Annotated in this window: 9 protein-coding genes, 1 tRNA gene and 1 pseudogene; 5 read left to right on the top strand and 6 right to left on the bottom strand. The window is 66.5% G+C overall.

Annotation, left to right across the window (positions count from 1 at the left end; all coding sequences use genetic code 11):
* The 3 genes from H3O04_RS30350 to H3O04_RS30340 form a co-directional block, all read left to right on the top strand.
* The coding region (locus H3O04_RS30350; RefSeq protein ID WP_202589080.1) for an AMP-binding enzyme at positions 1–182 on the top strand (182 nt) is incomplete at its 5' end.
* An 85-nt stretch (positions 183–267) separates the two neighbouring features.
* Positions 268–612 (top strand): DUF4212 domain-containing protein, encoded by a 345-nt coding sequence (locus H3O04_RS30345; protein ID WP_023477496.1) that lies wholly within the window; start codon positions 268–270, stop codon positions 610–612.
* A 3-nt stretch (positions 613–615) separates the two neighbouring features.
* Positions 616–2,631 carry a sodium:solute symporter family protein gene (locus tag H3O04_RS30340; protein ID WP_023477497.1) on the top strand — a complete coding sequence of 672 codons (2,016 nt, stop codon included), beginning with the start codon at positions 616–618 and terminating at the stop codon, positions 2,629–2,631.
* 29 nt (positions 2,632–2,660) lie between these two features.
* Here H3O04_RS30340 and H3O04_RS30335 read toward each other — a convergent pair whose 3' ends face one another.
* From H3O04_RS30335 to H3O04_RS30320, 4 genes are all read right to left on the bottom strand, one after another.
* Entirely contained in the window at positions 2,661–3,263 is a 603-nt protein-coding gene (locus tag H3O04_RS30335; RefSeq protein WP_202589079.1) for a hypothetical protein, read from the bottom strand.
* Positions 3,264–3,362: 99 nt separating this feature from the next.
* Positions 3,363–3,983, bottom strand: a complete 621-nt coding sequence (locus tag H3O04_RS30330; protein WP_054927990.1) for a DUF2939 domain-containing protein — start codon at positions 3,981–3,983, stop codon at positions 3,363–3,365.
* Positions 3,984–4,273: 290 nt separating this feature from the next.
* Positions 4,274–4,364, bottom strand: a tRNA-Ser gene (locus H3O04_RS30325).
* Positions 4,365–4,421: 57 nt separating this feature from the next.
* Positions 4,422–6,611, bottom strand: coding sequence for a TonB-dependent receptor (locus H3O04_RS30320; protein WP_054927989.1), 2,190 nt, complete (start codon positions 6,609–6,611; stop codon positions 4,422–4,424).
* A 295-nt stretch (positions 6,612–6,906) separates the two neighbouring features.
* Between H3O04_RS30320 and H3O04_RS30315 the strand changes: the two genes are divergently transcribed.
* The gene (locus H3O04_RS30315) at positions 6,907–7,527 is read left to right on the top strand and encodes an HAD family hydrolase (RefSeq protein WP_054927988.1); all 621 of its coding nucleotides are present in this window, start codon (positions 6,907–6,909) and stop codon (positions 7,525–7,527) included.
* Between the two features lie 29 nt (positions 7,528–7,556).
* Here H3O04_RS30315 and H3O04_RS30310 read toward each other — a convergent pair whose 3' ends face one another.
* Positions 7,557–8,666 carry a fatty acid desaturase gene (locus tag H3O04_RS30310; RefSeq protein WP_054927987.1) on the bottom strand — a complete coding sequence of 370 codons (1,110 nt, stop codon included), beginning with the start codon at positions 8,664–8,666 and terminating at the stop codon, positions 7,557–7,559.
* 226 nt (positions 8,667–8,892) lie between these two features.
* Between H3O04_RS30310 and H3O04_RS30305 the strand changes: the two genes are divergently transcribed.
* A complete protein-coding gene (locus H3O04_RS30305) occupies positions 8,893–9,930 on the top strand; it encodes an AraC family transcriptional regulator (RefSeq protein WP_034174502.1) in 1,038 nt (345 codons plus the stop codon).
* A gap of 67 nt (positions 9,931–9,997) precedes the next feature.
* On the opposite strand, the pseudogene H3O04_RS30300 reads toward H3O04_RS30305, so the two are convergent.
* Positions 9,998–10,123 (bottom strand): annotated as a pseudogene (locus H3O04_RS30300) (3-carboxymuconate cyclase); the annotation flags it as partial.

Below are 10,123 nucleotides of genomic sequence, written 5' to 3'. Positions count from 1 at the left end.
AGCAGATCGGGCCGATCGCGAAGCCGAAGGACATCCGCTTCGGCGACAACCTGCCGAAGACCCGCTCGGGCAAGATCATGCGGCGCCTGCTGCGCTCGCTCGCGAAGGGCGAGGCGATCACGCAGGACACGTCCACGCTCGAGAATCCGGCCATCCTCGAGCAGCTCACCGAAGTGCGCTGAGCGCCTGCCGGTTGCGCATCTCGCGCACGAGCCCCTGCGCGGCAATCCCGATTGCCCGCGCAGGGGCTTTTTGCTACATAACGGCATGACCGTTCCGACCCGTTCGGCGCCTGCCGCGCCGCCCCCCGTTCCCGAACCGCTCGCGCGTGCGCACGCACGCTACTGGCGCTTCAACGTCGCGCTGATCGCGGTGCTGATGGTGATCGGCTTCGCGGTGTCGTTCATCGTGCCGTTCTTCGGGCCCGCGCTCGCCGGCGTTCGCTTCGCCGGCTTCAGCCTGCCGTTCTATGTCGGCGCGCAGGGCGCGATACTCGTGTACCTCGTGCTGATCGTCGTCTACATCGGGTTGATGCAGCGCGCGGACCGCACGCTGCGCCGCGCGTACGACGAGCATGCGGCGCGCGCCGGCCATGCGAACGGCGGGCGCTGACTCATGCTGACGCATCGACTGATACGCGCATACGCGCTCTACACGCTCGGGTTTCTCGGCTTCGTGCTGCTGATGTGGCGGATCGAGCGCGCGACGGGCTCGGGCGTCTGGATCGGCTACGTGTTCCTGTTCGTGCCGATCGCCGTGTACGCGGTGATCGGGTTGTTGTCGCGCACGTCCGATCTCGTCGAGTACTACGTGGCCGGGCGGCGCGTGCCGTCCGCGTTCAACGGGATGGCGACGGCGGCCGACTGGCTGTCGGCCGCGTCGTTCATCGGCCTGGCCGGCTCGCTCTACGCGACCGGCTACGACGCGCTCGCGTACGTGATGGGCTGGACGGGCGGGTTCTGCCTCGTCGCGTTCCTGCTTGCGCCGTATGTGCGCAAGCTCGCGCGTTACACGATTCCCGACTTTCTCGGCACGCGCTTCTCGAGCACGGCCGTGCGTGCGCTTGCGGCCGGCGCGGCGATCCTGTGTTCGTTCGTGTACCTGGTCGCGCAGATCCAGGGGATCGGCCTGATCGCGACGCGCTTCATCGGCGTCGATTTCGCGATCGGCATCTTCTGCGGGCTCGCGGGCATTCTCGTGTGCTCGTTTCTCGGCGGGATGCGCGCGGTTACGTGGACGCAGGTTGCGCAGTACATCATCCTGATCAGCGCGATCCTGATTCCGGTGTCGCTGATCGCGATGAAGAACGGGCTCGGCCCCGTGCCGCAGTTCAATTACGGCAAGCTGATGGAGCGCGTCGCGGCGCGCGAGGCGCAGGTGCGCGACGCGCACGACGAGCAGCAGGTGCGCGATGCGTATCGCCGGCAGGCCGCGGCTATCCAGACGCGGCTCGACCGGCTGCCGGCGTCCTATGCGGATGCGCGCCGGCATCTCGTCGACCAGCTTGCCGACCTGCGCCGTCACAACGGGCCGCTGCGCGAGATCAGCCAGCGCGAGCGCGAACTGGCCGATTTCCCGCGCGATCCGGCAGCGGCGCGCGTGGCATGGACGCAGGCGCGTGACGACCTGCTCGCGCGGGCCGAGCCGCCCGTGCCGATGCACGAGCCGTTTCCGGCCGCGAGCGAAGACGAACGCAAGCCGCGGGAGCGGAATTTCCTCGCGCTGCTGCTGTGTCTGTCGCTCGGCACCGCGAGCCTGCCGCACATCCTGACGCGCTACAACACGACCACGTCGGTCGCGTCGGCGCGGCGTTCGGTCGGCTGGACGCTGTTCTTCATCGCGCTGTTCTACCTGAGCGTGCCGGTGCTCGCGGTGCTGATCAAGTACGAGATCCTCGCGAATCTCGTCGGGCGGCCGTTCGCCGAATTGCCGGCGTGGGTCACGCAATGGCATCACTTCGAACCCGACCTGATCAGTGTCGTCGAGGTGATCCGCGACGGCATCGTGCACTGGTCGGAAATCCAGATGCAGCCGGACATGGTCGTGCTGGCCGCGCCGGAGATCGCGGGGCTGCCGTACGTGGTGTCGGGGCTGATCGCGGCCGGTGCGCTGGCCGCGGCGCTGTCGACCGCGGACGGGTTGCTGCTGACGATCGCGAACGCGCTGTCGCACGACGTCTATTACTGCATGGTCGCGCCCGATGCGTCGAGCCAGCGGCGCGTGACGATCTCGAAGGTGCTGCTGCTGGGGGTGGCGCTGTTCGCGTCGTATGTCGCGTCGCTCAATACCGGGAAGATCCTGTTCCTCGTCGGCGCCGCGTTTTCGCTGGCGGCGTCGAGCTTCTTTCCGGTGCTGGTGCTGGGGGTGTTCTGGAAGCGCACGACGACGCGTGGCGCGATCGCCGGGATGGTGACGGGGTTGGCGGTGTGTGTGTACTACATCGTGTCGACTTATCCGTTCTTCACGCAGTTGACCGGGTTCGCCGGACGTACGTGGTTCGGGATCGAGCCGATCAGCTCAGGCGTGTTCGGCGTGCCGGCGGGGTTCGCGGTGGCGATCGTGGTGAGTCTGTTTGATAAGCGGCCGGATGAGTATACGCGGGCGTTGGTGGATTACATTCGGCATCCGTGAGGGGGAGGGGGTGTCGTACGGCGCGCGGATTAGAGCGCGGAAGTCGCGAGCTCGGTGCCCTTGGTCGTTTGCATGCGACCGACATCGCAGCTTCCGTCCGTCACGCCGTTTGCATTGGGGATCGCGACGCACACATAGGCACGAATGCCGTGCGGCAACGCCACGTGTCGAAACTCGCCCACCTTGATCGTCGCGACCCGGTGAACGGCAAACTGATCGGTGATCGGCGTCGCGCCCGACGGGACCGACAGGGTCACTTCCGACGTCGCCTGGCTGGTTTGCGATTTCAGCGTCTGACTGCCGGCGATATCCATGGTCACCATGAAGCGTAGGGTCGCTTGCCCTTCGGAAACGCGCTGGACGGTCACCGCGATCGTCGGCTTTGCGATGCCTGCCGTGCATTTTCCGGCAACACATTCGCGAACGGACAGGAGCGTGTGGAACGTCGGCGCGGGCTGACCGACGACTGACAGGTCGGTTGCGGCCCCGCCATCGCGTAGTGTTTTCTGCGGTGACGGAGTCGATGTGACGGCAACGGTGGTACTGATCGTCGGGTGCGACGGTGCCGTCGCGCAGGCCGCCAGCATGGCCGACGCGCCGGCCGTCGTGATGAACCGCAGGCTGAATTGCATGGACGTGACTCGCGGAGGCGAAACCTCCTATATCGTCAGATCAATGCCGATCTTTAGCGTGCGGCGCTCGGCATCCATCGCGCTTCGCACGCTCGGCGATCAGTTCGGAGCGATCCGGTCGATCGGCAGGTCGATGCCGCTCAGTTTCCACGACCAGAGACCATCACGCTTGAATACCAGCGTCACCTGGTCGTCCGTTCCTTTTCGCGCAGTTGCGGTGACGGTCGACCAGTTCTTGTAGCGTACCGAATAGTCGACTTTCGGCGTCGAGTTGGCTTGATCCGGCGTCGCGCCGACATCGGAACCTGCGTGAGTCGCTTCCGTCGGGGCGGCGGAGGATGCGGGGGCCGCCGGGACATCGGCAGGGTGCGCGGGTTTGGCCGTTCCCTGAGCCATCATGGTCATGACGCCCGCCGGCGTCACCATCGTGTCGATGAGCTGATTCGCGAAACCCATCGCCACCATCATTCCCAGACCGGCGAATGAATTGCCTTTCATGTCGGGCGAATTCGCCAGTTTCGATTGCACCATGGTCAGGAATTGACCACGCAGGCTTTCGCGCAGCGACGGAAAGTCGACGTGCGACGAAAACGAGTCGGCATCCTTGTCTGCCATGGCCGATCGCATCTGATACATGGTGATGTACGGGCTCGCATAACTGGAAGCGATGCCTGCGGCGATTGCGATTCCGGCGATCGCGATTCGTGTTTTCTTTTTCATGGTCTCTACGCGTTTCGATATTGTTTATCGGGAAAGCAGTTTAACGGTCGGGCGCGGGAATGTTTGAGGCGTCGACCAAGACCGCTTCGGCAAGCCGGGGCTCATTGCGCGCGACGTGGCAGTAACGAGAGACCTCGGCGTGATGCGAGTTCATCGCCAGTTCTTGCCAGGCATGAGCAGTGGGAAGCGCAGCGACCCGGGCGACGTTCGGCCTGGTGATGGGTTGCTGATGGGCCGAGAAACAAAAAGCCCCGCAGAACATTGATTCTGCGGGGCTTTCTCGTCAATCCTGGCGGAGAGAGGGGGATTCGAACCCCCGATAGGCGATTAACCTATACACGCTTTCCAGGCGTGCGACTTAAACCACTCATCCATCTCTCCGGAAGACCGAGAGTATAGCAAACTCTGGCGGCAGCCCGCCACTCCCTTCCGCGTCGGTCAGAAATCCGTCGTCATCGACAGCCACACCGAGCGCGGGTCGCCCTGCGTCAGGTATCCGCCGATCGTCGACGACCAGTACGACTTGTTCGCGACGTTGCGCACGGTCGCGCGCAACGTCGTCTTCTTGCCGAACACGTTTGTCGCGTAGCGCGCGCCGAGGTCGAAGCGGTCCCACGCCTGGATCGACATCGTGTTCGCGACGTCCAGGTACTGCGGCCCCGTGTGGAGCCAGCGCGCGGTTAGCGTGAGCCCGCGCAGCATCGGCACGTCGTATTCGGCACCCGCGTTGAGCAGGAACGACGGCACGCCGATCGGCCGGTGGCCGTCGTTCGCGCCGCTCGCCGTGTTCTGCAGCGTCGCGTCGAGGTACGTCGCGCCGGCGATCAGCCGCACACCTTTCCACGGCTCGCCGTACACGGCCGTCTCGATGCCGCGGTGCCGCTGCGTGCCGTCGGCGCCGAACAGGTTCGTCGCCGGGTCGGTGTACGCCATCGGCTTCTCGATCTGGAACAGCGCAAGCGACGCACCGTACTTGTCGGTGTCGTAGCGGATGCCGGCTTCATATTGCTTCGACCGGTACGGCGACAGCGCCTGGCCTGCGTTGCGCGCGGTGTTCGGCGCGATCTCGCCCTGGGCGAGCGCTTCGCTGCGATTCGCGAAGATCGACACGTTGCGCCACGGCTTCACGACGAGACCGAACACGGGCGTCGTGATCGCGTCGCTGTAGACGCCCGTGACCGCGCCCGTGTAGCTGAAGTTGTCGACCGAAATCGACTGGCGGCGCGCGCCGATCGTGAACAGCACGCGGTCGTCCAGGAAGCCGAGCGTATCGGACACCGCGAGGCTGCGCAGCCAGGTCTTCGTGACCGTGCCCGGATCGTTCATGTCGCCGCCCGTGTAGGCCGTCGGCGGAGACGCGATCGGCGCGGGATCGTAGAGCGTCGTCGGGAACGCGTTCGACAGCGTGTACGCGGACTGGCTGTCGACGCGGATGAACGACGCGCCGGCCGTCACGAAGTGCGACACGGGGCCGGTCGTGAAGCGGCCGCGTACGCCGGCCTCGGCCGACTGCGCATCTTCCTTGTGCGGCACGCTCAGGCGCGAGCCGGTCGTGCCGGACGACGAGTAGGTCGGCGTGTAATAGTCGCCATGCTCGTTCGTATGGCGTGCGCCGGCCGATACGTAGGCCGTCCATGCTGGCAGGAAGTCATACTCGGCGCGCACGATGCCCACCGTGTCCTCGAGTTCGCTGAAGCTCCACGGTTGCGCATAGTTGTGCGTCGCGGACGGCACGGCGGGCAATTGATCGCCGCTGACGAGCACGACCGGGCGGCCGTTGTCGATCCGCTGCCGCTGATACAGGAAGTCGCCGGACAGGCGCAGCTTGTCGCCGCGCCAGTCGAGCGACACCGCCGTCACGTTGCTGCGGCGGCGCTCGTCGTCGACGGCCGTGTCGCCGCCGCTGATCGACTGGTTCACGCGCACGCCGAACTGGCCTTCGCTGCCGAAGCGGCGGCCGATGTCGACATGCGTGCCGAGCGAACCGGACGTGGCGCCGTCGACGGTGACGCGTGTGAGCGGCTTGTCGTCCGCACGCTTCAGTTGCAGGTTCACGCCGCCGCCGACCGCCGAGCCGTTCGGCGACGCCCCGTTCAGGAAGGCATTCGCGCCCTTGAACACGTCGACGCGCTCGACCGCATCGGTCTGGACGAGTTGCCGCGGCGTGACGCCGTACAGGCCGTTGAGCGACACGTCGTCGCCGGCAAGCTCGAAACCGCGGATGACGAATACCTGCGAGAAGTTGCCGTAGCCGGAGGCGCTGCGCACGGCCGGGTCGTTGTCGAGTACGTCGGCGAGCGTGCGCGCCTGCTGGTCCTCGATCAGTTTCGACGTATAGGTGGTCATGCTGAACGGCACGTCGCTCGCCTTTTGCCGGCCGAGCACGCCGAAATCCGCGCCGCGCGCGACCTGGCCGCCGGCGTAGGTCGGTGCGAGGTCGCCGGGCAGCGGCTCGGCCGCGCCGGTCACGTTGATCGACGGCAGCATGGCGGCATCGGACGCGGCATTGGCGTTGACGGCGGCGGAAGTCGCCTGCTGGGCCCGTGCGGCGGCCGGGAAGGTGCAGGCGAGCGCAATGCCGAAGGCAATCGGCGTGAGACGCCGGACGGGTAACGAAAGTGTCGACATGGGACGCAAATCGGGTGTAGTCGGTGATCCATCCCAGGGCGGCAAGTCGGAATCCGGGCGGCGTGACGCGTCCGTACTGTCGCGGACGTGTTTTTATCGAGCGGCGGAGTCTAGCGTAAACGAGAATCATTGTCGTTTGCGGGAGGGGCGGCCCACTATTTGAGATAACTGGGCGTTCACGGGCGATGGTGCATGATCGCTGAGGGGGCGTCGGGGCGGACTCTACGGTTTCGCGCGGGCCCCCGCGAGTCTGCTATCTTCCCGGGCATCTCATCGCTTTCCCCGCCGATTCTCCATGACCGACCGCATCGTCGCCGCCTTCGATTTCGACGGCACCATCACGACCACCGACAGCTTTCGCCATTTCGTCCGCCAGGCGGTCGGCACGCCGCGTTTCGCGTGGGCCGGGTTGCGCGCGCTGCCGTGGATCGTCGCGATGAAGGCCGGGCTGCTGTCGCGCGGCGACGCGAAGGCAAAGTTCGCGTCGTTCGCGTTCGGGCCGATTCGTGAAGACGCGCTCGATGCGCACGCGCGCACCTTCGTTGACGGTTATCTGCCGCGCCTCGTGCGTCCGGAAATGCTCGAGCGCATCCGCGAGCATCGGGCGCGTGGGCATGAAGTCGTGCTGGTCAGCGCATCGCCGTCGCTGTATCTGGAGAAGTGGGCGAAGACGGCCGGCTTCGACACGGTGCTCGCGACGCGGCTCGCGTTCGAGCGCGGCGTCTTCACCGGGCGCCTCGACGGCGAGAACTGCTGGGGGCCGCAGAAGGTCGTGCGGCTGCGCGGATGGTGGGGCAACCGGCCGCCGAAGCAGTTGTTCGCGTATGGCGACAGTCGCGGCGACAAGGAAATGGCCGAGCTCGCGAACTGGTCGTGGATTCGCGGGCAGGGGCCGATGCCGCCGATCGACGCTTGATGCGGCGCTGATGCGGCGCGCCGCCGCCGTTACGCGTCGGCCTGCGCGTGGTGCGTGCGGCGAGACGGACGATAGCCGCCCCAGCGATTCGCACGGGCGAAGGTGCCGACGTCGTTGAAGCGCACGCCCACTTCGCGCAGCGCCGCATGCGCATGGCGCGCGGTCAGTTGCCGGATGTAGAACGGATCGCGCACCACGAAATGATGAATCGCGTGCGTGCTGCCGAAATTGAAGCAGAACAGCTGGAACGGCAGCATCCACCACGGGTTCAGCACCTGCGTCTGCTGGATCACGTTGCGCGAGTCGATGTCGCCGAAATAGTGCATGTTCGAGCTGACGAAGTTGATGCAGAAGCTGCGCAAGAAGTTCGGCCCGAGCCACACCACCGCCAGGAAATCGACGACGCTCATCACGCGCTCGACGGCGGCGGGCACCGTCACCGCGACATCGAACGCATGCAGCGCGAACAGGCCGACGTGATAGACGATGAACGCGTGCCACAGCGTGTAGTACAGGTGACCGATCGGCATGTACGACGACACCTGCTCGATGCGCAACTGCAGGCGTTCGGACGGGTCCTGCACCGGTTGCGCGGCCACGTACTGCTTCACCTTGCGACGCATCGCGGCCGGCCGCAGCACGACGGCGAGCATGCCGTCCGCGATCATCAGCAGGCGCTTCACGCCCCAGCGCTCGCCGTTGGTGATGCCGTATTCCTCCAGGTCCGATTCGCCGCCCGACACCTTGTGGTGATGCAGGTGCATGCGTCGGCGCGTCCACGGGTTGATCGTGCCGGGCCGCGTGAGCCAGCACAGCGCCATCATCAGGTGATACGCCCACGGCGTCTTCTTGAAGTACATCAGGTGGATCAGGTCGTGCTCGAGCTCGTGGATCAGCGACGTGACGAACGCGGCGAGCGGCAGCGCGACGTACCACGCGATCGCGCCACGCGCATACAGCCATGCGATCGCGAGCATCGCGCTCACCGACACGGCCATCACGGTCGCGCCGACGAGGTTCTGGTTGTCGAGCAGCGGAAAGCGTGCGCGGATCGCGTCGCTCGCGGCGTTCACTTCGCGGCGGACGTACGCGACCCTGTCGGCGTCGTGGCGAAAGGCGGTTCGTGCGGGTTGGCTCATCGACCGGAATCCGTGCGGAAAGAGTGGGGCGCAATGCCGATGTGACAAGCATAGGCGCGTGCCGGAACGCAGGCGAGGGCCGTCGGTGCCAAGGGTGGTGTCATTTCGGGCCACGTTGGCCGACGCGCGGGCGCCTGAGCGGAGGTCGGCCCGCTAGAGTGCCACCGTGGTGTCATGGCGGGCCAGCGACGCTACAATCCGCCGAAACCGCTCGGGAGTTCGCCGCATGGCCTTGTCCGTTCCGGATGCCGCGCGCCAGTTGAACAAGGCGACGGTGTCGTCCGCGTATGCGCTGTTCATGCTGATGCTGGCCGAGGAGCGCGGCATCGACGGCGGCCGCATTCTCGCCGGCTCGGGCGTCGCGCGCGACCGGCTCGCGCAGCCCGATGCGCGCATCACGCCGCTGCAGCAGGCGGCGATCGTGTTCAACCTGCTCGACGCGACCGACGATCCGTCGATCGCGATCGAGATCGGCCTGCGCAGCAGCCTGACGAAAGCGGGGCTGATCGGCTTCGGGCTGATGAGCTGCGCGACGCTCGGCGAGGCGATCGCGCTCGGCATCCGCTACCTGCCGACGCGCGTGCCTTTTTTCTCGGTGCGGCTCGCGCAGCTCGACGGCATCGTCGACATCGACGTGCTCGAAGCGTTTCCGCTCGGCCGGCTGCGCCAGTTCGCGGTGGAAAACTTTCTGGTCGAAACCGCGATCCTGTTCAATTCGCTGCTGTATCCGACGCCGGGGCGCACGCTGCAGTCGCGTGCCGAGCTCCATTTCGAATGGCCGGAGCCGCCGTGGTTCGAGCGTTATCGCGCGCGGCTGCCGCGCTGCCATTTCGACGCGAGCGCGAACCGCATCCGCTGCGACGCCGCGTTGCTCGACGAGCCGATCGGCACCGCGAACGCGCAGACCGCGCAGATGATCGTCCAGCAGTGCGAGGCCGAACTCGCGCGGCTCGGCTATGCGGAGAGCATCGTCGAGCGCGTGCGCAACCTGCTGATCTGCGGGGAGGGCGGCTATCCGTCGGTCGACGACGTCGCGCGCGAACTGCATGTGTCGGCGCGCACGCTCAAGCGCAAGCTCGCCGAATACGGCGCGACCTATTCGGCGCTGCTCGACGAGATCCGGCTGCGCGATGCGCTGCGGCTGCTCGAAGGCACGCGGTTGCCGGTCGACGAGATCGCCGCGCGCGTCGGCTATACCGACCGCGCGAATTTCACGCGCGCGTTCAAGCGCTGGACGGGCGTGGCGCCGAGCGAGCGGCGTTGAACGTCGCCCCCGCATCGGCTTGCCGGTCCTCGCGCAGGCGCGGATGCTTTTTCAAACCTTCAAGCTTTCAGACAATCGCGATCCAGTTCGCGCCGCGGCCGCCCGGCACGCGCGTGTGCAGCGACAGCGTGCCGTCGCCCGGCGCGATCGCATACAAGGCCACGTGCTCCGACTGCTCGCCGCAGGCGACGAG

Source organism: Burkholderia sp. KCJ3K979 (assembly GCF_016759955.1).
GTDB lineage: Bacteria > Pseudomonadota > Gammaproteobacteria > Burkholderiales > Burkholderiaceae > Burkholderia > Burkholderia orbicola.
Note: the sequence above shows the minus strand (reverse complement) of the source record. Positions and strands in the feature narration are given on the sequence as shown.